The organism is Paenarthrobacter sp. 10N417, assembly GCF_056394745.1.
Genome location: NZ_JBFTIL010000028.1, coordinates 1 through 22,931, shown reverse-complemented (window position 1 = coordinate 22,931; position 22,931 = coordinate 1). Strand labels below are relative to the sequence as shown.

Here is a 22,931-nt window from a genome sequence, read left to right as displayed (position 1 = left end):
ACCTATCTTGTCGTCAAGACTTGAACACAAGATCCAGCTAACGATTTCGTTACCTACCAGTAATTCCAGCGTGTTGGAACACTAAAGCAGCTGCTCCAAGTGCTTCCGCACGCGCTCCCAAGGACGACATTGCGAGGTGTGTTGTTTCGCCTACAACGGGCACAGCGTGACGAACGAGCCCCCTTCGAATGGGGTCCAGGAGGAGGCTGCCGAGGCCCGCCAATGGTCCACCCACGACGATCACTTCAGGGTTGATCAAGTTGGCGACGTTGCCCAGTGCGCGCCCCACGGCAAGGCCTGCGTCATCCACGACGCGCTGGGTTGCGGAGTCACCTGCGAGGCAATTCCGGACGATGTCCTGGGGCGTTAGTGATGTCTCCTTGCCGCGGCCCAGCAACTCAATCATGGTGGTGGTGGAGGCGATGGTTTCGAGGCAGCCGCGGTTCCCACATCGGCACACCAGCCCGTGCTCATGGATGGTCGCGTGGCCGATTTCGCCCGTGATACCCACATTCCCGTAGTAGGGCACGCCGTTGAGAATCAGGCCGGAACCGATACCGGATCCGATCTTCAGGAACATCAGGTTGGATACGCCGCTGTGGGGTCCCCACGTCACCTCCGACAAGGCTCCGAGATTGGCGTCGTTGTCAACAAATACGGGGCAACTCAGGGCTTCTTCGAGCCTGTGGAGGATGTCTATTCCCACCCATTCGGGCAGGATGGCGCCTTGGGCAACGGTCCCTGTTCGGCGGTCAATCGGCCCGGGAATACCCGCGCCTGCGCCAACCACCGCGCTCGGATCGATGCCATTTTCTGCCAGCAATCGCCCCAGTAACCGGACTGCGGCCGCGATGCCTTCCTCCGCATGATGGCCCAAGGGAAGTTCAATGAAATCCTCGGCGATGACGTGGTAACCGAGTGATGCCAGGACCACCCTCAGGTGGCGTCGGCCGAAATCAATCCCGACGGCGACCGCACCGTTGCTGTTCAACCTCACGTTGGTTGCCCGGCGTCCGGAACTGGTGGTTGGCTCGGTGGAAACGAGGCCTGCGTCCTGCATGATTTTCACGATGTTGGACACCGTGGCGGTGGAGAGTCCGGTCTGCCTGGAAAGCTCGGCTTGCGTTGACGGCCCGCTCAGCAAGCACTCGATAATCCGTTGCTGGTTCAGGTGCCGGAGCGCGGATTGCGAGCCGGGTTTTCGTGGTTGGCTCTTCGTTGAGCGCTGCATAGCGGACATGACAAGAAGATTGCCCCAAAAGCAACCTTGTAGTCAAGAAGTGAACACAACGCGACAAGCTTTCCCGACATACTCCAACGCAAGTTGCCCTCAATCCTCCCGGTGCGGGGGCCTGCTTTGCGTGCAATGCGTCCCGGTTCGCACGCCTCCGGGTCCAAATGCCCCGGTCCACTTGTCAGACCACGGGCCTACTCTGGAAACAAGAAGACTTCCGGCCCTCTGCGGTCCGGTACCCGGTGCAACCAAGGTGGTAATGATGCTGCTATCCGTCCTGCAGGCCAACGCTTCCGTCCTGGACGTTGAGGCGAACCTGCGCACGATCGACGACGCCGCCCGGCGCGCCTCACAGGCGGGGGCCGGGTTGCTCCTCACCCCGGAGCTCTTTCCGGTGGGCTACGCCCCGCTGCGGCTTCACGCCGAATTGGATCCGGCAACGCTTCCGGGCATCCGCGAACGGCTTTCCGGCATCGCCCGCCAGCACAACATCGGACTCGTGTACAGCCTCCCCGCGCCGGCTCCCGAGGACAACGGCTGGCACATCACCGCCACCCTCGTGAACGCCAACGGCACGGAACTCCTCCACTATGCCAAGGTCCACCTCTTTGGCGGGGAGGAGCGCAAGGCGTTCGTCGGCGCCCAAGAACCTCCCGCCGTCGTGGATTTCAACGGGATCCGCACGTCGATGTTGATTTGCTATGACGTTGAGTTCCCGGAGGCAGTCCGGGCAGCGGCAACTCGTGGGGCTGAACTCCTGTTGGTCCCCACGGCGTTGTCAGTGGGGTTCGACAACGTGCCGCAGGTGCTCATCCGTGCCCGCGCGGTGGAGAGCCAGCTCAATGTGGCGTACGCCAACCACAGTGGACATGAGGACATCTACAACTTCCTCGGCGGCAGCGTTGTTGCCGGCCCCGATGGCTCGTTGCTCGCGGCGGCGGGGGAGTCGGCGGCGCTCTTGTTCGCGGAAGTGGGCACGGAGACGGTGAAAGCGGCACGTGACGAAGTCCCGTACTTGCGCGAGCGACGCCCTGAGCTCTACCGAAAATGGGAAGAGAGCGTTTAGACCCCCTCGGACCCGGACAACCCGGCAACAAGCTCGTCCGCATACTGCAGGGCGATCCACAGTTCGGCCCGGACCTGCGCCTGGTTCAGGTCCATGTCGAGCAGCTCGCCGAGGACGCCGATTTGCCGACGGACGCTGTTGCGGTGCAGGCCCAGCACCTTGGCGGAACCGTCCCAGCTGCCGTTTTCGCTGAGCCAGCCGCGCAGTACTGACAACAGCGGGTCGCGGCGATCAGGTTCCAAGGACAACACTGGGGCCAGGAGTCGCTCGGCCAGCATGGTCCCTGCCTCACGTCCCAGAAGACCAGTGACCGACCACTGCACTTCCTCCACTCGCACACTCTTTCCGCTGGACAACACCCGGCTCCGCAGCGAACTCACCCGCTGATAGGCCGCCGCAAGCCCGGTGAGTTCAGTCGGCTCGCCGATCGCCAGCCTCCACCCAAGCTTCTCGACGTCGGCAAGTAGCGCGTCATCCACCTTCAATCGGGTGATGGCAGCGAAACCGTAGTCGGTAATTTCCACGAGCTTCGTATCGAACAGCCTCCGCCACTGCAGCAGTTCACGGACGGGTCCGTCACCGGCAGGCCAGTCAGGCGAGTCCGACTTGATGCCCTGCACCACGCGCATTTGGCCCGAGCGGGTGGAGGAGAGGCTTTGCGCCAGCAGGTCCTTGAGACCATTGACGTGTTTGGTGCCGCCTGTGGCCAACGTGTCCGGATGCAGGAGCAGGGCGGTGGCAAGCTGGCTCGGAGCAAGTGACCCGCTTGTTCGTTGCCGGACCAGCAACTCCAGCAAACCCACCGCCGACTGCACCACATTGTTCTGCGCGGGCGTCAGCGGAGCATCCGAGCCAAGAATCAGCGCCCCGAGGTTCGCGTCCTTCGTACTGCGCAGAGGATGACCAAACACCAGGGCAGACCCGGGCTGCTCGAAACCATCCATCTCAACGCGCGGTCCGCTACCGGTCAGCAAACGTTCCAGCAGTGGCGCCAACAAGGAATGCTCGACGCCGGTGCTTCCGCCGGCATTGTGCCCACGCGCCCGCACCCGTCCGTCCGCCCCGACCAGCAGCGCCCACACGGGCACACGCTGGACCAGGGCTGCCAGTAATTCGTGCTCCGGCCTGGGGGAGAGGACTGCCCGCATGAGTTGGCGGTTGGTTTCGGCCAATTGCCGGAATACGCGGGCGTTGTCCGATTCCAGGAGCTGGGAGAACTCCAAACCAATCGCGGCGAAGGGCACGGACTCCGGGACCTCAAACAGGGTGAGGTTGTGCGTGCGGCAGGCGTCGAGGAGGACGTCGGGGACGGCGTCGAAATAGGGCCTGATGCCGAATCCGAGCGCCGCCACCTTCGCACCCACCAGCCGCCGCACATAGGCGTCCACGCTGGCCGCCGAGCCGCCCTTCCCCAGGAAAGGCAGCCCGGCGGTCAGCAGGAACTCGCCCTCCGGAAGATACGGTGTCGGGTCCTCCAGCTCACTGGGTTCCACCCAGCGCAGCAGCGAGGCGCCGCTGCCGCCGTCGTGAAGCATTTTCAACTCGGGCGGCAGCTGCTCCAGGAACTGCTCAAGCGTGACGAAACTCAGCCGGGCGGTGGCGGGCTCAGGCAACATTGTCCTGCCCGGCGGCTGCCGGCTCCTGGTAATCGGGGCACTCGTAGGCGGCGTCTTCTTCTGTCCCGGAGGTGTATACGCGCGGCAATCGCGGCGCAATCCTGTTGATGATTTCATCCCCGTGGCTGCCGATTGCAGCGCCCCAATCGTCGGCGCTCGCGGCACCGGTGGCCGGGTCGCCGAACAACACCGCAGTGTCGCCGACGTCGATCCCGGTCGCGTCAGGCCCGAGGTCCACCATGAATTGGTCCATGCAGACCTTGCCGATAACCGGGACGCTGCGGCCTCCGATATTCACCACCGAGCGGCCGCTGATGCCTTTCGGGATGCCGTCCGCGTAGCCAAGGGGAATGAGGCCCAGATAGCGGGGTTCGTAGGTGATGGCCTGGTGCTCGTAACTGACGCCCGTGCCGGCGGGGACCTTTTTGACCATCACCAAGGGGGCGGTGACGCTGAGGGCGGGCCGCAATCCGAAGTCGGTCGGGTTGAGGTGGTCTGCGGGAGCGAGGCCGTAGATTGCGAGTCCGGCCCGGACCATGTCGAAGTGGAATTCCGGGCGGTCCAGGATGTTTGCTGAGCTGGAAACGTGCCTCAGTTCGGGTTTGAGTCCGGCGGCGCGTGCCTCGCGGACGGCGTCCTCGAACTCCGCAACAGCGCTGGCGTTCCCAGGATGCGCGGGCACATCGGCCCACGCCAAGTGGGTCCAGATGCCGCGGACCAGCACGGTGCCGTCCACTTCCGCTTGACGGGCATGCGCCACGAGTTCGGCCCAATCCTCCCTGCGCGCCCCGCCCCGGCTGAGCCCGCTGTCCAGTTCAAGATGTACGACGGCGGGGCGGCCGAGGCGTTCGGCAATGCCTGCCAGCACCTGGAGTTGGTGGACGCTTCCGAGGGAGACATCGATGTTGTTTTCGAGTGCTTCCAGGATGGTGTCGCTGGTCTGGGATGCCAGATACAGCCACGAAAGGATCGGTTCTGTGATGCCGGCTTTGCGCAGGGCGATGGCCTCGGTGAGCTGCGCGGTTCCGAGCCAGTCAGCGCCGGATTCAACGGCCGTACGGGCTACTTCCACTAGCCCGTGACCGTAGGCGTTGCCCTTCACCACGGCCATGAAGAAGGGTGCGTCGGTGCGGCGCTTCAGGGCCTTGATGTTGTCTGAAATGGCGGACAGGTCCACTCTGACCTGACCGGAGAGGGCCAGCGAGCCACCCTCTTGGTACTGTGCAATACGTCTCATGGTTGAACACTATAGGTCATTTTGCACCGTGGTGAGAGGTGGCTCACATGCCAGTCTTGTGGAGGGGAAATCGAAACTACTTTGAAGGGACGTCAAGGGTGACTGTGCCTGTGAACACTCAAACATCAACGGCAGCGAGCATGGCCAGGCCAAGCCTCGGTGCCCAACTCCTGCGCCGCAAGCCGATCGGGCAGATGGCCGACGAGGCCGGAACCGGCGAAGGCGGCACCCCGCTGGTGCGCAGCTTCGGGGTACTCCAGCTGACCATGATCAGCGTCGGTGCAACGCTGGGTACCGGGATCCTGGTGATCCTTGGCGAGTCTGTGCCGCTGGCAGGCCCGGCCATCTGGATCTCCTTCGTGATCGCTGGTTTGGCTGCTCTCTTCTCGGCAGTGTCCTACGCAGAGATGGCCGGGCTCGTCCCGGTGGCAGGTTCCAGCTACTCATACTCCTACGCCACCATGGGCGAGGGCATGGCCTGGATCTGCGGTTGGTGCCTGGTACTGGAATACGCGGTCTCCGTGGCAGCCGTTGCAGTGGGCGCGGGCCAGTACGTGAACGAGACCCTGGCTGCGTTTGGACAGGTCCTGCCCGACGCCATGAGCCAGCCGCCGGGTGATGGTGGGGTGGTAAATGTTCCCGCCATGGTGATCGTGGTCCTTGCCATGATCCTCCTGGTTCGGGGCGCCCGTGAAAGTGCATGGATCAACACCGCTATCGTCATCATCAAAGTAGCCATCCTGATCTTCTTCTGCGCGGTAGCTTTCACCGCTTTCAACGCCGGTAACTTCGAGCCCCTCATGCCGATGGGCGCCGCCGGTGTCTCCGCGGCCGCATCAAGCGTTTTCTTCTCCTACATCGGATTCGATGCCGCCTCCACCGCCGGCGAAGAAGCCAGGAACCCCAAGCGGGACTTGCCACGCGCTATCTTGCTCTCCATGGTGATTGTCACCAGCATCTACGTCCTGGTGTCCGTTGCCGCAATCGGTGCCCGTCCGTGGGGCTGGTTCGATGGCACGGAAGCTGCCCTGGTCCAGATCCTGCATGAGATCACCGGACAGCCGTGGATCGCCCTCGTCTTCTCCGCCGGTGCCGTGCTTGCCATTGCCAGCATCGTGCTGACTGTCCTTTACGGCCAGACGCGCATCCTGCTCTCGATGTCCCGCGATGGCATGGTGCCCAAAGTTTTCGGCCGCGTTTCGCCCCGCACCGGAACGCCAGTCGCCGGGACCCTGATAGTCGGAACCGCCGTCGCCCTTACCGCTGGCTTGGTCCCGCTGGGTGCCTTGGCTGACGCAACGAGCATCGGTACGCTCTTCGCCTTCGCATTGGTCAACGTCGCCGTGATCTATCTCCGCCGCAACCGCCCCGACCTTGACCGCAGTTTCCGGGTTCCGCTGTACCCGATCACCCCGATCCTGGGCACGCTGATGTGTGCCTTCCTGATGCTCAACCTCGGCGCTGACACCTGGATCACCTTCGGTGTTTGGATGCTGGTGGGCATCGCCATCTACTTCGGCTATGGACGCCGGAACTCCAAGGTAGCCGCGCTCAGCGATGAGGACTACCGTGAACTGACAACCAGGGCCGTGAGCCCGGAAACTGTGAAAGCCGCAAACTGATGACAATCGCTACCGAACTTCCCACAGCCGACGTCGACGCTTCCGCGGCGGAGGCAGGCGAAGCCCCCATCACCATGCTGAACCCGGACTTTCCCTTCAGCTATGACCATTACCTGGCGCACCCGGACGGACTCGGAAGCATTCCGGAAGAGCTGTACGGCACGGAAGTAGCCGTCATCGGCGCTGGCCTGTCAGGGCTGGTCACGGCCTACGAGCTCATGAAGCTCGGCCTTAAGCCCGTGATGTACGAGGCCGACCAGATCGGTGGCCGTCTTCGCACGGCGAGCTTCCCCTCGGCGCCCGGCGTCGTAGCTGATCTTGGTGGCATGCGCTTCCCGGTCTCCGGCAAGGCTTTCTATCACTACGTGGACCTTCTTGGTTTGGAAACGCAGGACTTCCCCAACCCGATGGCCCCGGCAACATCCAGCACAGTGATCGAACTCGCCGGCAAGAAGCACTACGCCACCACGGCCGACGAGCTACCGGAATTTTTCCGTGAAGTGGCCGATGCGTGGAAGGCGGCCGTCAACGATGGCGCTGCTTTCAATGAAATGCAGGAAGCCATCAAGGCCCGCGATACCAAGCGGATCAAGGAACTCTGGAACGCACTCCTGCCCGAATTGGACGAGCAAACGTTCTACGGATTCATCGCAGCCAGCAAGTCCTTCAAGGAAGCCGGCTTCGCGCACCGCGAAGCTTTCGGCCAGGTGGGCTTCGGCACGGGCGGCTGGGACACCGATTTCCCCAACTCCATCCTGGAGATCCTCCGGGTTGTCTACACCGACGCAGACGACCAGCACCGGCTCATTTCGGGAGGAGCGCAAAGGCTCCCCGAGGCGCTGTGGAACCACGCGCCGTCGGACCTTAAATACTGGCCGCAAGGCACGTCACTGTCGTCGCTGCACTCCGGCTCGCCGCGCGGAGCCGTGGACAACATCCGCCGCGCGGACAACGGGGACCTGGTAGTCCGCGAAAACTGGGGACGCGAAGCCACGTACCAGGCGGTGGTAACCACGTGCCAGTCATGGCTGCTGTCCACGCGCATCCACACTGAGGAGGCGCTGTTCCCGGCCGAGCTGTGGACGGCGATCGAGCGCTCGCACTACATGCAGTCGTCCAAGACGTTCGTGATGGTGGACCGGCCCTTCTGGAAGGACATCGATCCGGAAACCGGACGCGAAGTCTTGTCCATGACACTCACCGACCGCCTCAACCGGGCCACATACTTGCTCGACGACGGCCCTGACAAGCCCGCCGTCATCCTCTTGTCCTACACATGGAACGATGACGCCCTGAAGTGGCTTGCCCTCACTGCCGAAGAACGCGTCAAGCTGATGCTGCACTCGCTGGAACAGATCTACCCGGGCGTGGACATCGCCAGCCACATCGTCGGGCAGCCGATCACCGTGTCCTGGGAAGCGGACCCCAACTTCATGGGTGCCTTCAAAGCCAACCTGCCGGGCCATTACCGGTACCAGCAGCGGCTCTTCACCCACTTCAAGCAGGATCAGCTACCGGAAAGCCAGCGCGGCATCTTCCTCGCCGGTGACGACGTGTCCTTCACCGCAGGCTGGGCCGAGGGCGCCGTGACCACAGGCCTGAACGCCGTGTGGGGCGTAGTGAACCACTTGGGCGGATCCTCTGTTGTCGGCAATCCGGGTCCGGGGGATCTGCTGGAGGAGTTCGGCCCAATTTCCCTGGACTAGTTGCGTTGCGGGGCCTGCTCTGCGTCCTAAACCAATCGCAGGGCCCACACCGCCCGGGTTCCCTGGCTGAGCTTGCGAAGTCAGGGAGGCGGTGGGGATGCAGAGCAGGCCTCGCATTGCTTAAGAAGCGTGCATTTCCCTGTGTGCCGCGGCGAGTTCCTTGTAGTGGGCGGCGTTGTGCTTGACGCCCTCAAACTCCTCGTCGGTCAATTCGCGGCGCACCTTTGCGGGGACGCCCGCCACGAGTGAGCGCGGCGGAATGACCGTGCCTTCAAGGACCACGGCGCCGGCTGCAATGAGCGAGCCCGTCCCAATGACTGCACCATTGAGGATGGTGGCGCTCATACCGATGAGGCAGTCGTCCTCCACAGTGCAGCCGTGGACCACTGCGCTGTGCCCAACGGAGACGCGCTCGCCGACGGTGCAGGGGAATCCGGGGTCGGCGTGGAGGACGACGTTGTCCTGGAGGTTGGAGCCTGCACCGACGCTGATGGCAGCCGTATCGGCACGGACCGAAACCCCGTAAAAGGCGCTGGAGTCCTCGGCCAAAGTCGCTTTGCCGATGATGGAAGCGGTGGGCGCGACGAACGCAGATTCATGGATGGCCGGGGTGTCCCCGGCGAAAGTGTAAGAGGGAGCCATGAGCCCAGCCTAGTTGGGTGCGGGGGTGCGCAGGACCAGGAACTGGTAGTGCTGCGTCCAGCTGCCCGCTCCCGGCCCGGACTCCACGCCGATACCCTCCGGCCAGGTCCGGAAATGCTCAATCGAGCCGTGCTCCCCGAAGATCCGCCGCACTGAGTCGTCGCTTCGGCGGCTGAAGAAACGTCGGGGTTCCTCCAGGTCCTCGGGGTTGAGGACCTCTTCATCCTCACCTGACCAAAGCCCGACGGCGATCGGCGCACCAGCCGCGCTGACCCGCACAAGTTCGCTGACGACGTCGTGAATCCTGTTGTTGGGGACGTGCAGGAGCGTGCTCATGGTCCACACGGCGGAGAAGACTGAATCGGGAAACGGCAGCTCACGACCACTCGCAACCGAGCAGTCCAACCCGGCCGAGCGGGCCACGTGAACGCTCTCCGAGGACAGGTCCACACCGGTGTAATGCAGGCCTGCACGGACAAACTCCAGGCCTTCCACCCCGGTCCCGCTGCCCAGTTCGAACACGGAGTGCCGGTGCTCATCCTTCAGGAGGCGGATGAACCAATCCCGGCACTCGACCCGGTGCGGGGTGAGGGCGCGCGTGTTCCGGACGGGTGCTTGGCGGTCGTAGAAAACTGCGAGGTCAGCTTCGTGGTCAGCTTCGGGGATGCCCTGCATACCCCCAGCTTAGGAGTGGCGCTAGTTGAATACCACGGTGCGGGTGCCGTCCAAAAGAACGCGGTGTTCAGCATGCCACTGCACTGCCTGGGCCAGGGTGCGCCCCTCCACGTCGCGGCCCATCTGGACAAACTGGGCAGCCGTGCGCGCGTGGTCAACGCGGATGACTTCCTGCTCGATGATCGGGCCTTCATCGAGGTCGGCGGTCACGTAGTGGGCCGTTGCACCGATGATCTTCACACCGCGGGCGTGGGCCTGGTGGTACGGCTTGGCGCCTTTGAAGGAGGGCAGGAATGAGTGGTGGATGTTGATTGCCTTGCCGTTCAACTCACTGCAGAGCTCGTTGGACAGGACCTGCATGTACCGGGCCAGGACCGTCAACTCGACGTCGTGCTCGGCAATCAGTTTCAGGAGTTCGGCCTCGGCCTGCTGCTTGGTCTCAGGTGTCACGGGAATGTGGTGGAACGGGATGCCGTAGAACTCCGCCAGCGACTCAAGGTCGCGGTGGTTGGACACGATGGCCGGAACGTCAATGGGCAAGGTGCCGGTCCGCTGCTGAAACAGGAGGTCGTTGAGGCAGTGCGCGTCCTTGGAGCACAGGATGATGGTGCGGACCTTTTCGCCGACAGGGTTGATCTGCCAGGTCATGCCGAAGGATTCGGCTACAGGCCGCAGGGCAGTGGCCAGTTCGTCCTGCGAGGACGCTGTGGTTGCCTCCACGCGCATGAAGAAGTTGCCGGTGCTGGGGCTTCCGTACTGCTGGGAGTCGGCGATATTGCAGCCGGCCTCAAGGAGGGCGCCGGCTACCGCATGGACGATGCCGGGGCGGTCCGGGCAGGAGAGTGTTACAACGAAAGCGGTGGAGTCAGTCACACGATCAAGCCTACCTGTGCTGCCTTGTTGTACTGTTAACGGGTCGCAACTGGCGTTGGGTGGACTACCACCAGGGAGCGGCAATCACGAAGACCACGGATCGTACGCCTGGGCCGAGGGTCATGTCTTGCCGCTGCACGCACGTGACCGATCCCTCCGTAATCAAGGGGACGCGGGAATGCTGCTGCCGGTAGCCTGACCTGTAGCACCACCCGTTGCCTAGCCAGGAGATCTCCGTGCCTACCACCACCACTTCCGCGTCTGTCAGCAACCAGTCGCTCGCTGAGCTCGATCCCGAGATCGCAGCAGTCCTCGACCAGGAACTCGGCCGCCAGCGCGGCACCCTGGAAATGATCGCCTCCGAAAACTTCGCCCCCCGCGCAGTCATGGAAGCACAGGGCTCCGTCCTGACCAACAAGTACGCCGAGGGTTACCCGGGCCGCCGCTACTACGGCGGGTGTGAATACGTCGACGTCGCGGAGCAGCTTGCGATCGACCGCGTCAAGGAACTCTTCGGCGCCGAGTACGCCAACGTCCAGCCGCACTCCGGTGCCCAGGCAAACGCCGCAGCACTGTCTGCCATGATCACCCCGGGCGACAAGATCCTCGGCCTCTCCCTGGCACACGGTGGCCACCTGACCCACGGCATGAAGCTGAACTTCTCCGGCAAGCTCTACAACGTAGCTGCTTACCAGGTTGAAGAAGACACCTTCCGCGTGGACATGGACAAGCTTCGCGAGCAGGCCATCGCCGAGAAGCCGCAGGTCATCATCGCCGGCTGGTCCGCTTACCCGCGCCACCTCGACTTCGCTGCCTTCCGCTCCATCGCCGACGAAGTTGGCGCACTCCTCTGGACGGACATGGCACACTTCGCCGGACTGGTTGCAGCAGGCCTGCACCCGAGCCCGGTCCCGTACTCCGACGTCGTCACCTCCACCGTGCACAAGACCCTCGCAGGTCCCCGTTCCGGTGTGATCCTTGCGAAGCAGGAGTGGGCCAAGAAGCTGAACTCCAACGTCTTCCCGGGCCAGCAGGGCGGCCCGCTGATGCACGTCATCGCCGCCAAGGCTGTTGCCTTCAAGATCGCCGGCAGCGAAGAATTCAAGGAGCGCCAGGAGCGCGTGCTCGAGGGTGCCAAGATCATCGCTGATCGCCTGAACCAGTCCGACGTCGCCGAAGCCGGCGTCTCGGTCCTCACCGGCGGCACCGACGTCCACCTGGTCCTGGTGGATCTGCGTAACTCGCAGCTGGACGGCCAGCAGGCTGAAGACCTCCTGCACTCGGTGGGCATCACAGTGAACCGCAACGCCGTTCCGTTCGACCCCCGCCCGCCGATGGTCACCTCCGGCCTCCGCATCGGTACGCCTGCACTGGCTACCCGCGGATTCGGTGCCACCGAGTTCACTGAGGTTGCCGAGATCATCGCCACGGCCCTGAAGGCTGGCTCCGCTACAGACGTTGAGGCCCTTCAGGCCCGCGTGGACAAGCTTGCCGCCGACTTCCCGCTGTACCCGCAGCACGAGCAGTGGTAACCCGCCGCACATAAGCATCACCCGGGCGCTGGCCCGGAGCTAACGGGATCCGCCGCCACACCTTCGGCGGCGGGTCCCGTTGGCATGAGCCAACAGGTCACCCTCCAGAAAGAGCAGATGGAATGACACAGTCCACCGCACAGATCCTTGACGGCAAGGCCACCGCCGCAGCCATCAAGGCAGAACTGACCGAACGCGTTTCCGTCCTCGCAGCAAAGGGCATCGTCCCCGGCCTGGGCACCATCCTGGTGGGTTCGGACCCCGGCAGCACTTGGTATGTCGGCGGCAAGCACAAGGACTGCGCCGAGGTGGGCATCCAGTCCATCCGCCGGGACCTGCCCGAGGACATCACCCAGGAAGACCTCCTGAAGGTTGTCCGCGAGCTCAACGAGAACCCGGAATGCACGGGCTACATCGTTCAGTTGCCGCTGCCCAAGCACATTGACCAGGACGTGATCCTGGAAGCCATGGATCCGAACAAGGACGCCGATGGCCTGCACCCCATGAACCTCGGCCGCCTGGTGGCCAACGTCAGTGGCGAAATGAAGTCCCCGCTTCCCTGCACACCCAAGGGCTGCGTGGAACTGATGCGCCGGCACGGCATCCAGCTCAACGGCAAGCGCGTCCTTGTAGTGGGCCGCGGCGTCACCATCGGCCGCCCCATCGGCCTCCTGCTCACCCGCAGGGAAGTCAACGCAACGGTCATCCTGGCCCACACGGGAACTGTTGACCTACCCGCGGAACTCAAGCAGGCCGACGTCGTGATTGCCGCTGCAGGCGTGCCGCACATGATCAAGGCGGAAAACCTGAAGCCGGGCGCAATAGTGCTCGACGTCGGCGTCAGCCGCGTGGAGGACGCTAACGGCAAGGCTGTGGTCACCGGAGACGTGGACCCGGCAGCTGCCGACGTCGCCGCCTGGTTGTCCCCGAACCCGGGCGGCGTGGGTCCGATGACCCGCGCCATGCTGCTCGCCAACGTCGTGGAGAGTGCTGAGCGCGCAGCTGGCATCGCCTAGGTTCCTGCGACCACAGCAAGGCCCATTACGGGGCTAAGCTGCCGAAGATGCCGTGCGCACGGCATCTTCGGCAGGGAACCCTCGAAATGGCCTCGCGTACTCCTCCGGGAGTAGGCACCCTGCTCCGTTAACCCGACGACGAACACCCGGAGCAAAGCTAGGCTCGGAGTATGCAGCCCCGTTTCGCTGGACCTCAGAGATACGCAGGTCCGCGCCGTTTCGCGGGCCCACCCACGAGCTTCATCGTTATCACGGTGGCCCTCATCCAGGTAGCGGGGACGCTGTTTTCTGCGGGCCATCAGGACGCTTCACGGCCCTTGGACGGGCTTGCGATCCTGTTGCTGTTGGCCGGGCCTGCAGGACTGGCGTTCCGCAGGCGGGCGCCTGTAGTCATGCTTCCCGTCGCCCTCGTGGCAACGGGCGCCTATGTTGGCCTTGGCTACGCCTGGGGTCCCATTGCGCTCTCGCTGGCGTTGGCAATCGTGTTGACGTCGTCTGCGGGTTTGCGGTGGCAGGCGTGGGCGGGGGCCGGTATCGCCGCTGCCGCAGTGGTGTTCGCGGCCGCACTCAGCGGCGATCCCAACTGGCCGCTTCGCGCTTCCGCAGGGGTGGGATGGGCAGCCATTTTGGTGCTGATAGGACAGGGATTTCGACGCCGAAGCGAGCGGTTCGCGGAATACCGGCGTCGCCGTGAGGCCGCCCAGAAGGCTGAGCGCGATGAGTACCGGCTCACACTGGCCCGCGACATCCACGATGTCGTGGCTCACTCCTTGTCCATGATCAATGTGCAGGCATCCGTGGCGCTGCACGTGGGCTCGGATGATCCCCAGAAGCTCCGGCCGGCACTGGAAGCCATCAAGGCGGCCAGCAAGGAATCCCTCACGGAAGTCCGGCAACTCCTGGGCGTGTTGCGGGAGGACGTCCCGCTCGCCCCGGCGGCCCGGCCTACGCTGGCCAGAATTCCCGAACTTGTGAAGAACGCGGAGCTGGGCGGCTTGCAGGTGCGCTTCGAGGACCACTCGAACCATGAGCTCGTCGGACCGGCGCAGCAGGAAGCGGCGTACCGGATCATCCAGGAAGCGCTGACCAACGTCGGCAGGCACTCAGGTGCCCAATCCGCCGTCGTGCATCTTGCCCAGACCGAGGACGCGCTTACTGTACGGATAGACGACGACGGCGCGGGCATGGGCGGGGCGCTCCCGGGCAACGGCCTCACGGGGATGCGCGAGAGGGCGGTCGCCTTGGGCGGGACGCTCACGCTGCATGAACTCCAGCCAGGGCTCCGGGTCGAAGTGGTCCTGCCCAGCCAACCATCAGAAGGAGCCCTTCAGTGATCCGCATCCTCCTCGCCGATGACCAGACCCTCATCCGGGCAGGATTCCGCGCGCTCCTGGATGCTGAACCGGACATGGAAGTAGTGGCCGAGGCCGGCACTGGCAGGGACGCAGTGAGGCTGGCGGCGCGCGACAAACCGGACGTCATCCTCATGGACATCCGGATGCCGGACGACGACGGCCTCACCGCCACCCGCAGAATTCTTGCGGACCCGGCCCTCGCCGGCACGCGCATCATCATCCTGACTACCTTCGAGCTCGACGAGTACATCGCTGAGGCCGTCCGTGCGGGCGCAGCTGGTTTCCTCGTGAAGGACACCGAACCTGCAGAGCTCATCCGCGCCGTCCGGGTGGTCCACGACGGCGACGCGCTGCTCTCGCCCTCGGTGACCCGGCGGATCATGGCACAGCTGGCGTCCCAGAGCCGGGCGGCAGGAAAGGTAATTCCCCTGGAGCAGGTGACGGAACGCGAACGCGAGGTCCTGGCCTTGGTGGGGGAGGGACTGAACAATGCCGAGATCGCCGAACGCCTGTTCATCACGCCGCTAACCGCGAAGACCCATGTATCGCGCATCATGACCAAACTGATGGTCCGCGACCGCTCCCAACTCGTGGTCCTTGCGTACGAATCAGGGCTCGTAAGGCCAGGCTGGAGCAGCTGACAGGCTGCCGCCGACTCCCAAGGGAGTATGGCGGTACCTGCAGGTGACTCCCGACGGCGGACGTCCAGGCGGCCGTCCACGGGCAGACTCAAACCAGAGCCGAAAGACGGTTCGCGCCGGGAATCGGCGGAGAGAGTTTGGATCACTGACATGTTCACCGCATTGACTTCAATCGTCGGGGAGACCACCACGCTCGGGGGAGCGCTGGCACAACTGCCGGCCACCGTCGTCGCGCACGGTCCCTGGGGTGACGGCACGTTCTGGCCGTTCTTCCTCCTGTTCCCGCTGTTCTGGATCCTCGTGATCTTCCTGTTCATTTTCGTGGGCCGGCGGGCGTGGCGCCGCAACGATCACTGGGCGGCAACCCAAGGTGCTGAGGGCGTACTGCGCGAACGCTATGCCCGGGGCGAGATTGATGAGACCGAGTTCCGGCAGCGGCTGGAGGTACTGCGCTCGCAGCCACCGTCGTGACCTGACCGAGGGAAAAACCGAGAGGGCTCTTGCAAAAATATCTGCAAGAGCCCTTTCACATATTCGTTGGCGCTACTAGTCTGCTGAGGGTGCACAATGAAGCAACCGGCTCTGCAACACACTCCGAATCGTGGCAAACCAGCTTCGACATGAACCCACCCACCGTCATCAGCGCGCGGAACCTCACCAAGACCTATGGCGAGCTCACAGCCGTGGACAACATCTCCTTCGATGTTCCGGCGGGGGAGTCCTTTGGGCTGCTCGGCCCCAACGGCGCGGGCAAATCCACCACCATGAAAATGATCGGCGGAGTATCCCAGCGCACTTCAGGAACACTGAACATCATGGGTCTGGATCCGGAATCCCACGGACCGGAGGTCAGGGCACACCTGGGGGTCGTTCCGCAGCAGGACAACCTTGACGAAGAACTGAAGGTCCGCGAGAACCTGATCGTCTACGGCCGCTACTTCGGCCTGCCGCTGAGCTACCTGCGACCCAAAGCGGACGAGCTCCTGGAATTCGCGCAGCTCACGGACAAGGCCAATTCCAAGGTGGATGCGCTGTCCGGGGGAATGAAGCGGCGGCTCACCATCGCCCGGTCGCTCATCAACGAACCCCGCATCCTCCTGCTCGATGAGCCCACCACCGGCCTTGACCCGCAAGCCCGGCACATCCTCTGGGACCGGCTGTTCCGGCTCAAGGAAAACGGCGTCACACTGATCCTGACCACCCACTACATGGACGAGGCCGAGCAGCTCTGCGACCGCCTGATCGTGGTGGACAAGGGCAAGATCATGGCCGAGGGATCCCCGGCCAGCTTGATCCGCGAGCACTCCTCCCGCGAAGTACTTGAACTCAGGTTCGGGTCCGAGCGGAACTCTAGTATCGGCGTCGAGCTTCAGGGCATTGGCGAGCGGCTCGAGACCCTGCCTGACCGCGTGCTGATCTACGCGCACGACGGCGAGGCCGCGCTGGAGCAGGTCACTGCCCGAGGGCTGCGCCCTATGACGTCCCTGGTGCGCCGTTCCTCGCTGGAGGACGTGTTCCTGCGGCTTACCGGTAGGAGCCTCGTTGACTGAGTCGGTGAACAAACCAATCACGACGGCGGAGCAGCCGTTGCGGGCACACCCGCCTGCCGTTTCGGCTGCCAGGGCGCGGCGTTGGGGTTCCTTTTTCTATGCGGAACAAGTGCTACGCGTCATGCGAAATTACGGCTGGTCCGTGGTTCTCTACAGCGTGGGGCAACCCGTGGCCTACTTGTTCGCCATGGGAGTGGGGCTGGCAAGCCTTGTTGATGCGAATAGCGAATCCATATTCGGCGGCGTCAGCTACTTGGAATTTGTTGCACCTGCGCTGCTGGTCTCCGCGGCGGTCATGACGGCTTCCGGAGAGTTCTCCTACCCCATCATGGATGGCTTCAAATGGCGGCGGGTGTTCTACGGGCCGCACGCTTCGCCTTTGGTACCGCAACAAATAGCGAGCGGCCACATCATGGCAAGCACGCTCAGGTTCCTGCTGCAGTCGGTGGTCTACTTTGCGGTGGTGGCCATGTTCGGGGCTTCGCCGAGTCCGTGGGGATGGGTGTCCGCATTGGTTGCCACGGTCGCGGCGCTGTCCTTCGGCCTGCCACTCATGGCCTATGCCGCCAGCATTACCCAGGACAAGGGACAGTTCGCTTTGGTGCAGCGGTTCATTGTCATGCCACTGTTTCTGTTCTCCGGGACGTTCTTTCCCCTGGACACGCTGCCGTGGGCTGTCCGTTGGATCGGCTGGATATCGCCTGTGTGGCACGGAACGGAGCTGGGGCGGGTCTTCACTTATGGCATGGACGAGAACCCTGTCTTGACCATTACGCATGTGGTGTTCCTGCTGGGAACGGCCACGGCCGGCTGGCTGTTGGTCCGGCGCCAGTTCGTGAAGAGGATGGGCTCATGAGTATCCTGACCGGCGGCCACAGCGCCACGGATATCGCCCGGGAACGGAAGTTCGGCCCCCTCTACTCACGAAATGCCAAGGCCGTGGTTGCCCGTGGCCTCATGGCGGCCAAGTCCAGTACCTGGCTGGTGTTGTTGTCCGGGTTCTTCGAGCCTGTGCTCTTCCTGTTGGCCATGGGCGTAGGGATGGGCTCGATTGTGGGCACCGTCCAAGGGCCCGGCGGCGAGGAGATCAGCTACGCGGCCTATATAGCGCCAGCACTCCTGGCGGTCTCAGCCATGAATGGTGCCATCTACGATTCCACCTGGAACGTCTTCTTCAAGATGAACTTCGCCAAGCTGTACCAGGGGATGCTTTACACATCCCTCGGGCCATTGGACGTTGCCATGGGCGAAATCTTCCTGGCGCTGTTGCGGGGCCTTCTCTATGCCACGGGGTTCACCGCTTTGATGGGGGTCATGGGCTTGCTGACGACCTGGTGGGCCATCCTGGTCATCCCTGCCTCAGTACTGATTGCCTTCGGCTTCGCGAGCTTCGGCATGGGCATCACCAGCTTCATGAAGACGTTCCAGCAGATGGACTGGATCAACTTCTTCCTGTTGCCCATGTTCCTGTTCAGTGCCACGTTCTATCCGCTCAGCGTCTACCCCCAGGTCATCCAGTGGTTCATCCAGGCCATGCCCCTGTGGCACGGGGTTGAACTGCTGCGGCAGATCAGCGTGGGCTCGTTCAGTCCTGCCACAGCCATCCACGTTGGTTACTACCTGGTGATGATCGCACTGGGAATCATGCTGACAACGGGACGGCTGCGCCAACTGTTCCTGAAGTGACTCCATGTTCGCCATCCGTGGAAGCGGCGCAGGCACCTTCGGGGGTTTGCGACAATTGACTCATGCAATCTCTCGGCGACCCGCACCCGTCCACGTCCTCGTCCGGTAAAGGCCTTTTCAAGGGCTTCCGCATCGGCGGCCTGGGGATGACCGTAGTCATCATCGCCTTCGTGGTGGCCGTTATTTTCGCGGCCAACCAGAACGATTTTGTGGGTTGGGTAGTTGCGGTGGTCGCGTTTGGCTGGCTCGCGCTCGCCACCTTCGTGGTGTTCAGCATTCGAAGGGCCGCGCGGCGCGCCGGAGCAAAATTGAGCGAAGCGCAAGCCGCTTTCAACTCGGCAACCGGCCGCGCGCCGTCGTCGTCCTCGGCTGACAGCGGCGGCACCCGCGTGGTCGCCGAACGCAGCCAGGCCGATGAGGTCCGAGACCTCAAGCTGGACCATTCCTTCAAGATTGTCCAGGTGCAGGTACGCGTTGTGGACGAAGAACGTGCCAAAGGCGCAGCGGCAAACCAGGACACCATCAACCGCGCGTTGGAAACCATCGCGATCACGGCTACCAATGCCCGGGACATGATCAAGTCCTCAGGTGGCTCGGACGAGCCCGTGGCCGGCACCATCATCGACTAGAGTAGACCGGGTGAGTACGGCATTGAAGAAGGACTTCCTTCGCATCGCATCGGTCAACGTCAATGGCCTTCGGGCTGCCTACAAGAACGGCATGGCGGAATGGCTGGAGCCACGCGAGGTAGACATCCTCTGCCTGCAGGAAGTCCGTGCTCCTGATGCGATTGTGAACGCGCTGATCGGCGAAGGCTGGTACATCCTCCACGCTGAGGCTGAGGCAAAGGGCCGCGCAGGAGTTGCCATTGCATCACGCGAGGAACCCACCGGCACACGGATCGGGATCGGCGATGACTACTTCGCCACCGCTGGCCGCTGGGTTGAAGCGGATTTCACCGTCAGGAACACAGCCGGTGAATCCTCCACGTTGTCCGTGGTCAGCGCCTACGTTCACTCCGGTGAGGCAGGCACGCCCAAGCAGGAGGACAAGTACCGCTTCCTGGACGCCATGACCACGCGCCTCCCCGAGCTCGCCAAGCACAGCGATCACGCGCTGGTAGTTGGCGACCTCAATGTCGGACACACCGAACTGGACATCAAGAACTGGAAGGGCAACGTTAAGCGTGCCGGTTTCCTGCCAGAGGAGCGCGCGTATTTTGACCGCTTCCTGGGTGAAGAAATCGGATGGAGGGATGTCCACAGGGGCCTGGCAGGAAATGTCGCCGGCCCCTACACCTGGTGGTCCCAGCGCGGAAAGGCCTTTGACACTGACACAGGCTGGCGCATCGACTACCACCTGGCGACTCCCGGACTTGCATCGGCCGCGTTCTCGGCTGTCGTGGATCGGGCGCCTTCGTGGGACACCCGCTTCTCTGACCACGCACCGCTGGTAGTGGACTACCGGCTCTAAGCTTCACGAAAGTATTGCTCAATGACTAGCTCCATCACGACTGAAACCGGCACCCCAGCCGCCACACTGCCCAGCGGGAGTACCGTGACCTCCACCAAGCTTGCCGTTGGCGCCAAGCAGCGCGTCCTTTCAGGCATGCAGCCCTCCGCTGACTCCCTGCATCTTGGCAACTACCTTGGCGCTTTGGTCAACTGGGTTCGCATGCAGGACGAGTACGACGCCGTCTTCTTCATTCCGGATCTGCACGCCATCACCGTTCCGCAGGATCCCGCCGAGCTCGCCCGCCGCACCAGGGTCACGGCGGCCCAGTACATCGCTGGCGGCGTGGACGTGGAGAAGTGCACACTGTTCGTGCAATCGCAGGTCCCCGAGCACGCCCAGCTTGCGTGGGTACTGAACTGCATCACGGGCATGGGTGAAGCCGGCCGCATGACCCAGTTCAAGGACAAGGCACAGAAGCAGGGCTCGGACCACGCCAGCGTCGGCCTGTTCACCTACCCCATCCTGCAGGCAGCAGACATCCTCCTCTATCAGCCGCACGGCGTACCCGTCGGCGAAGATCAGCGCCAGCACGTTGAGCTCAGCCGCGACCTCGCCAACCGCTTCAACAGTCGTTTCGGCGAGACGTTCCAAGTGCCCGAGCCCTTCATTCAGAAGGAATCGGCAAAGATTTACGATCTCCAGAACCCTACGGCCAAGATGTCCAAGTCTGCCGAATCACCCGCGGGCCTCATCAACCTGTTGGATGACCCCAAGACCGTGGCCAAGCGCATCAAATCCGCTGTTACGGACACTGAGACCGAGATCCGCTACGACCGCGAAAACAAGCCGGGCGTCTCCAACTTGCTGACTATCTACTCGGCTATCAGTGGTACCCCAGTTGAGAAGATCGTGGCTGATTACCAGGGCAAGATGTACGGCCACCTCAAGGTGGATCTCGCCGAACTCGTCTCCGGACGTCTTGCTCCCATCCGTGAGCGGGCCAACGAACTTCTGGCGGACCCGGCAGAGCTGGACCGTCTCCTGGCTCACGGTGCAGACAAAGCCCGCGAGATCGCGTCCGCAACGCTCGCCGACGTCTACTCCAAGGTGGGCTTCCTGCCTTACCGCGGGGATGCCTACCGCACCGAGCAAGGAGTCCGCTAAGTTCATGTGCGCAGCTGGCCAGCTCAACGTCAAGACCGATACCCCTCAAGGCGTCGGTCCGGACGAATCGCGCCGGCCTGCTGTCACCGGCACCGATTGCGGTGCCGGTGACACCATGTGCGTTGGCGTGATCCTCGGCTTCCCGCCGGAGATCGCTCAGGAATTGCAGGCTTGGCGCGCATCCTTTGGCGATCCCATGGCCGAAGTCATCCCCGCCCACATCACACTCATCACCACTACGCCCACTCAGGACTGGGCAGCCACCCGGGACCACGTGCGCGAGGTCGCCCGCTCACAGGAACCGTTCACCATCACCATTTCCGGCACTGGTTCCTTCCGGCCCGTTTCGCCCGTGGTTTTCGTCAACGTCGAAGAGGGCTTTGAAGAGTGTGTGCAACTGCACGAAAAGCTCCAGACGGGTCCGCTTGAGCGTTTGCTTCCCTTCCCATACCACCCGCATGTCACCGTGGCCCATGATGTCGCCGAGGAAAATCTGGACGAGGCCGAAACGGTTCTGAGAGATTACCGGGCAACCTTCCCAGTGGTTAGCATGGGACTTTACGAGCACGACACCAATGGAATTTGGCAGCTACGGGAAGAGCTCGACTTTGGCGGCGACACTGACGAAACGCAGCAGGCGGAATCAACATCCACCGGCGGGAAGTCCTCCGCTGCCAACTGAGCTGGCAAAGCTAAAACTTCAACTTCTTCACAAGCGGCAGGACTGGGGCCACGCCAAGCGTGCCGGAGAAGGCCTGCCCAAGAGGGCCAGCGCCCTTCTCGCGCTCCTGCTCGCAAGGCTGAACACCAACCGGGCCATGCGGTCCTTCCAGAACTACACCCGGCAGCATGGGCCGCTTCTGAGTGCCGGCATCGGCTTCAACATGTTCTTCTCCGTCACGGGCCTCCTCACTACGGGTTTCGCCATCGCGGGAATCGTCCTGGGCGGCAACCCGGTCCTCGAAAACGCCGTGATTCGCAGCGTGGCCTCTGCAGCTCCCGGACTCCTCCAGGTCAATGGCGGTGAGGGACTGGTTGATCCGCAAACGCTGCTCAATCCCTCAGGTCTTGGATGGACCGCCGTCATCGCAGCAGCGGTAACCATCTTCACGTCCCTTGGTTGGATAGCCAGTGTCAGGGAAGGCCTGCGGGGTGTGACGGCTGCTGATCCGCTCCAGCGCAGCCCCATTCTGCAGAAACTGGTGGACGCCGGTACCCTCCTGCTCCTTGGTGTGATCCTCGTGGTCAGTGCCGGTGCATCCCTCATCTTTGGCACGGCTGCCGCCTGGATCTTCGACCTCCTCCGTTTGGACGAAGCAGTCGCGGCGCCCGTGGCCGCCGTCGTCAAGGTCGTCGTCCCCCTCCTGCTGAACTGCGCGACGGCGGCCGTGTTGTTCCGCATTGCAGGTGGCCTCAAGCTGGGGCGTCGGGCATTCATCGAAGGCGTCGCGCTGGCTGGCATTGGCACCACGGTTCTTCAACTCTTCAGCACCGAACTTCTCGCCCGGGCAGGACAGAACCCTGTCCTCGCCTCGTTTGCCATCATCATCGGCCTTCTGATCTGGTTCAACCTCGTGAGCCAGGTGTACCTCGTGTCCGCTTCGTGGGCGGCTATCCGCGAGGCTGACCTGCAGGCGGGGGAGACCCCGCGCAAGAAGGTCCTCGGTTCACGCCGCGCAACGCCCCAGACGTAGGGGTCGCTTTCTTATAGGGCAACGCGGGGATCCTTCTATGGTTGTCAAGCGTGGCAAGGGCCGGGGTTTGGGGCGTTGAGGGTTCGGTAGATCCGCCGGGCGAGGTAGCGTTTCACGCACCGGCGGATCTCCTTTGTGGTTCGTCCCTCGGCTTTGCGTTTGCGGAC

At 63.3% G+C, this 22,931-nt stretch carries 22 protein-coding genes, 1 pseudogene and 1 riboswitch; of the genes and pseudogenes, 16 read left to right on the top strand and 7 right to left on the bottom strand.

Features of this window, described 5'->3' with window-relative positions:
- Positions 1–49: 49 nt before the first annotated feature.
- Positions 50–1,240: an ROK family transcriptional regulator gene (locus AC1DCM_RS24345; RefSeq protein WP_477520039.1), complete on the bottom strand. Its 1,191-nt coding sequence runs from the start codon at positions 1,238–1,240 to the stop codon at positions 50–52.
- Positions 1,241–1,493: 253 nt separating this feature from the next.
- Here AC1DCM_RS24345 and AC1DCM_RS24340 point away from each other — a divergent pair, with 253 nt between their 5' ends.
- Complete coding sequence (locus AC1DCM_RS24340) at positions 1,494–2,300, top strand: carbon-nitrogen hydrolase family protein (protein WP_477520038.1); 807 nt, start codon at positions 1,494–1,496, stop codon at positions 2,298–2,300.
- Here AC1DCM_RS24340 and AC1DCM_RS24335 read toward each other — a convergent pair.
- Both AC1DCM_RS24335 and alr read right to left on the bottom strand, forming a co-directional pair.
- Positions 2,297–3,916, bottom strand: coding sequence for a PucR family transcriptional regulator (locus tag AC1DCM_RS24335; protein WP_477520037.1), 1,620 nt, complete (start codon positions 3,914–3,916; stop codon positions 2,297–2,299). The genes AC1DCM_RS24340 and AC1DCM_RS24335 overlap by 4 nt on opposite strands.
- On the bottom strand, positions 3,906–5,153 hold the full coding sequence (alr, locus tag AC1DCM_RS24330) for an alanine racemase (protein ID WP_477520036.1): 1,248 nt from the start codon (positions 5,151–5,153) through the stop codon (positions 3,906–3,908). The genes AC1DCM_RS24335 and alr overlap by 11 nt, the downstream gene beginning before the upstream one ends.
- 140 nt (positions 5,154–5,293) lie before the next feature.
- Here alr and AC1DCM_RS24325 point away from each other — a divergent pair, with 140 nt between their 5' ends.
- Positions 5,294–6,775, top strand: coding sequence for an amino acid permease (locus tag AC1DCM_RS24325; protein WP_477520075.1), 1,482 nt, complete (start codon positions 5,294–5,296; stop codon positions 6,773–6,775).
- Positions 6,775–8,481 carry a flavin monoamine oxidase family protein gene (locus AC1DCM_RS24320; RefSeq protein ID WP_477520035.1) on the top strand — a complete coding sequence of 569 codons (1,707 nt, stop codon included), beginning with the start codon at positions 6,775–6,777 and terminating at the stop codon, positions 8,479–8,481. The genes AC1DCM_RS24325 and AC1DCM_RS24320 overlap by 1 nt, the downstream gene beginning before the upstream one ends.
- Positions 8,482–8,601: 120 nt before the next feature.
- Here the strand turns inward: AC1DCM_RS24320 and AC1DCM_RS24315 are convergent, their stop codons facing one another.
- The 3 genes from AC1DCM_RS24315 to purU are packed head-to-tail and all read right to left on the bottom strand — an operon-like array spanning position 8,602 to position 10,671.
- Complete coding sequence (locus tag AC1DCM_RS24315; protein ID WP_477520034.1) at positions 8,602–9,123, bottom strand: gamma carbonic anhydrase family protein; 522 nt, start codon at positions 9,121–9,123, stop codon at positions 8,602–8,604.
- Between the two features lie 9 nt (positions 9,124–9,132).
- Positions 9,133–9,798: a class I SAM-dependent methyltransferase gene (locus AC1DCM_RS24310; protein WP_477520033.1), complete on the bottom strand. Its 666-nt coding sequence runs from the start codon at positions 9,796–9,798 to the stop codon at positions 9,133–9,135.
- 21 nt (positions 9,799–9,819) lie between these two features.
- Positions 9,820–10,671, bottom strand: a complete 852-nt coding sequence (gene purU / locus AC1DCM_RS24305) for a formyltetrahydrofolate deformylase (RefSeq protein WP_477520032.1) — start codon at positions 10,669–10,671, stop codon at positions 9,820–9,822.
- A 35-nt stretch (positions 10,672–10,706) separates the two neighbouring features.
- Positions 10,707–10,792, top strand: a riboswitch (ZMP/ZTP riboswitch).
- 115 nt (positions 10,793–10,907) lie between these two features.
- Between purU and glyA the strand changes: the two genes are divergently transcribed.
- The 13 genes from glyA to AC1DCM_RS24240 all read left to right on the top strand — a co-directional run bounded on the left by glyA (position 10,908) and on the right by AC1DCM_RS24240 (position 22,764).
- Positions 10,908–12,203 (top strand): serine hydroxymethyltransferase, encoded by a 1,296-nt coding sequence (gene glyA / locus AC1DCM_RS24300; protein WP_442002606.1) that lies wholly within the window; start codon positions 10,908–10,910, stop codon positions 12,201–12,203.
- 122 nt (positions 12,204–12,325) lie between these two features.
- Positions 12,326–13,219 (top strand): bifunctional methylenetetrahydrofolate dehydrogenase/methenyltetrahydrofolate cyclohydrolase, encoded by an 894-nt coding sequence (locus AC1DCM_RS24295; RefSeq protein ID WP_477520031.1) that lies wholly within the window; start codon positions 12,326–12,328, stop codon positions 13,217–13,219.
- Between the two features lie 170 nt (positions 13,220–13,389).
- Positions 13,390–14,553, top strand: coding sequence for a sensor histidine kinase (locus AC1DCM_RS24290; RefSeq protein ID WP_477520030.1), 1,164 nt, complete (start codon positions 13,390–13,392; stop codon positions 14,551–14,553).
- Complete coding sequence (locus AC1DCM_RS24285) at positions 14,550–15,215, top strand: response regulator transcription factor (protein ID WP_477520029.1); 666 nt, start codon at positions 14,550–14,552, stop codon at positions 15,213–15,215. The genes AC1DCM_RS24290 and AC1DCM_RS24285 overlap by 4 nt, the downstream gene beginning before the upstream one ends.
- A gap of 150 nt (positions 15,216–15,365) precedes the next feature.
- Complete coding sequence (locus tag AC1DCM_RS24280; protein WP_477520028.1) at positions 15,366–15,686, top strand: SHOCT domain-containing protein; 321 nt, start codon at positions 15,366–15,368, stop codon at positions 15,684–15,686.
- Positions 15,687–15,835: 149 nt separating this feature from the next.
- Positions 15,836–16,765 carry an ABC transporter ATP-binding protein gene (locus AC1DCM_RS24275; RefSeq protein WP_477520027.1) on the top strand — a complete coding sequence of 310 codons (930 nt, stop codon included), beginning with the start codon at positions 15,836–15,838 and terminating at the stop codon, positions 16,763–16,765.
- A 4-nt stretch (positions 16,766–16,769) separates the two neighbouring features.
- Positions 16,770–17,621: an ABC transporter permease gene (locus AC1DCM_RS24270; protein WP_477520074.1), complete on the top strand. Its 852-nt coding sequence runs from the start codon at positions 16,770–16,772 to the stop codon at positions 17,619–17,621.
- Positions 17,618–18,451 (top strand): ABC transporter permease, encoded by an 834-nt coding sequence (locus AC1DCM_RS24265; RefSeq protein WP_477520026.1) that lies wholly within the window; start codon positions 17,618–17,620, stop codon positions 18,449–18,451. The genes AC1DCM_RS24270 and AC1DCM_RS24265 overlap by 4 nt, the downstream gene beginning before the upstream one ends.
- A gap of 62 nt (positions 18,452–18,513) precedes the next feature.
- The gene (locus AC1DCM_RS24260; protein ID WP_477515258.1) at positions 18,514–19,080 is read left to right on the top strand and encodes a hypothetical protein; all 567 of its coding nucleotides are present in this window, start codon (positions 18,514–18,516) and stop codon (positions 19,078–19,080) included.
- 10 nt (positions 19,081–19,090) lie between these two features.
- Positions 19,091–19,924 (top strand): exodeoxyribonuclease III, encoded by an 834-nt coding sequence (locus AC1DCM_RS24255; protein WP_477520025.1) that lies wholly within the window; start codon positions 19,091–19,093, stop codon positions 19,922–19,924.
- A 21-nt stretch (positions 19,925–19,945) separates the two neighbouring features.
- On the top strand, positions 19,946–21,070 hold the full coding sequence (gene trpS / locus AC1DCM_RS24250; protein ID WP_442002614.1) for a tryptophan--tRNA ligase: 1,125 nt from the start codon (positions 19,946–19,948) through the stop codon (positions 21,068–21,070).
- Between the two features lie 4 nt (positions 21,071–21,074).
- Complete coding sequence (locus AC1DCM_RS24245) at positions 21,075–21,752, top strand: 2'-5' RNA ligase family protein (protein WP_442002615.1); 678 nt, start codon at positions 21,075–21,077, stop codon at positions 21,750–21,752.
- Positions 21,679–22,764, top strand: coding sequence for a YihY/virulence factor BrkB family protein (locus AC1DCM_RS24240; protein ID WP_477520024.1), 1,086 nt, complete (start codon positions 21,679–21,681; stop codon positions 22,762–22,764). The genes AC1DCM_RS24245 and AC1DCM_RS24240 overlap by 74 nt, the downstream gene beginning before the upstream one ends.
- A gap of 44 nt (positions 22,765–22,808) precedes the next feature.
- On the opposite strand, the pseudogene AC1DCM_RS24235 reads toward AC1DCM_RS24240, so the two are convergent.
- Positions 22,809–22,931, bottom strand: a pseudogene (locus tag AC1DCM_RS24235) (IS110 family transposase); the annotation flags it as partial.

Excerpts from the sequence above, each read along its gene's own strand:
- AC1DCM_RS24345 (WP_477520039.1), bottom strand. The coding sequence starts at position 1,240 with ATGTCCGCTATGCAGCGCTCAACGAAGAGCCAACCACGAAAACCCGGC.
- AC1DCM_RS24340 (WP_477520038.1), top strand. The coding sequence starts at position 1,494 with ATGATGCTGCTATCCGTCCTGCAGGCCAACGCTTCCGTCCTGGACGTT.
- AC1DCM_RS24335 (WP_477520037.1), bottom strand. The coding sequence starts at position 3,916 with ATGTTGCCTGAGCCCGCCACCGCCCGGCTGAGTTTCGTCACGCTTGAG.
- alr (WP_477520036.1), bottom strand. The coding sequence starts at position 5,153 with ATGAGACGTATTGCACAGTACCAAGAGGGTGGCTCGCTGGCCCTCTCC.
- AC1DCM_RS24325 (WP_477520075.1), top strand. The coding sequence starts at position 5,294 with ATGGCCAGGCCAAGCCTCGGTGCCCAACTCCTGCGCCGCAAGCCGATC.
- AC1DCM_RS24320 (WP_477520035.1), top strand. The coding sequence starts at position 6,775 with ATGACAATCGCTACCGAACTTCCCACAGCCGACGTCGACGCTTCCGCG.
- AC1DCM_RS24315 (WP_477520034.1), bottom strand. The coding sequence starts at position 9,123 with ATGGCTCCCTCTTACACTTTCGCCGGGGACACCCCGGCCATCCATGAA.
- AC1DCM_RS24310 (WP_477520033.1), bottom strand. The coding sequence starts at position 9,798 with ATGCAGGGCATCCCCGAAGCTGACCACGAAGCTGACCTCGCAGTTTTC.
- AC1DCM_RS24295 (WP_477520031.1), top strand. The coding sequence starts at position 12,326 with ATGACACAGTCCACCGCACAGATCCTTGACGGCAAGGCCACCGCCGCA.
- AC1DCM_RS24290 (WP_477520030.1), top strand. The coding sequence starts at position 13,390 with ATGCAGCCCCGTTTCGCTGGACCTCAGAGATACGCAGGTCCGCGCCGT.
- AC1DCM_RS24280 (WP_477520028.1), top strand. The coding sequence starts at position 15,366 with ATGTTCACCGCATTGACTTCAATCGTCGGGGAGACCACCACGCTCGGG.
- AC1DCM_RS24275 (WP_477520027.1), top strand. The coding sequence starts at position 15,836 with ATGAACCCACCCACCGTCATCAGCGCGCGGAACCTCACCAAGACCTAT.
- AC1DCM_RS24265 (WP_477520026.1), top strand. The coding sequence starts at position 17,618 with ATGAGTATCCTGACCGGCGGCCACAGCGCCACGGATATCGCCCGGGAA.
- AC1DCM_RS24260 (WP_477515258.1), top strand. The coding sequence starts at position 18,514 with ATGCAATCTCTCGGCGACCCGCACCCGTCCACGTCCTCGTCCGGTAAA.
- trpS (WP_442002614.1), top strand. The coding sequence starts at position 19,946 with ATGACTAGCTCCATCACGACTGAAACCGGCACCCCAGCCGCCACACTG.
- AC1DCM_RS24245 (WP_442002615.1), top strand. The coding sequence starts at position 21,075 with ATGTGCGCAGCTGGCCAGCTCAACGTCAAGACCGATACCCCTCAAGGC.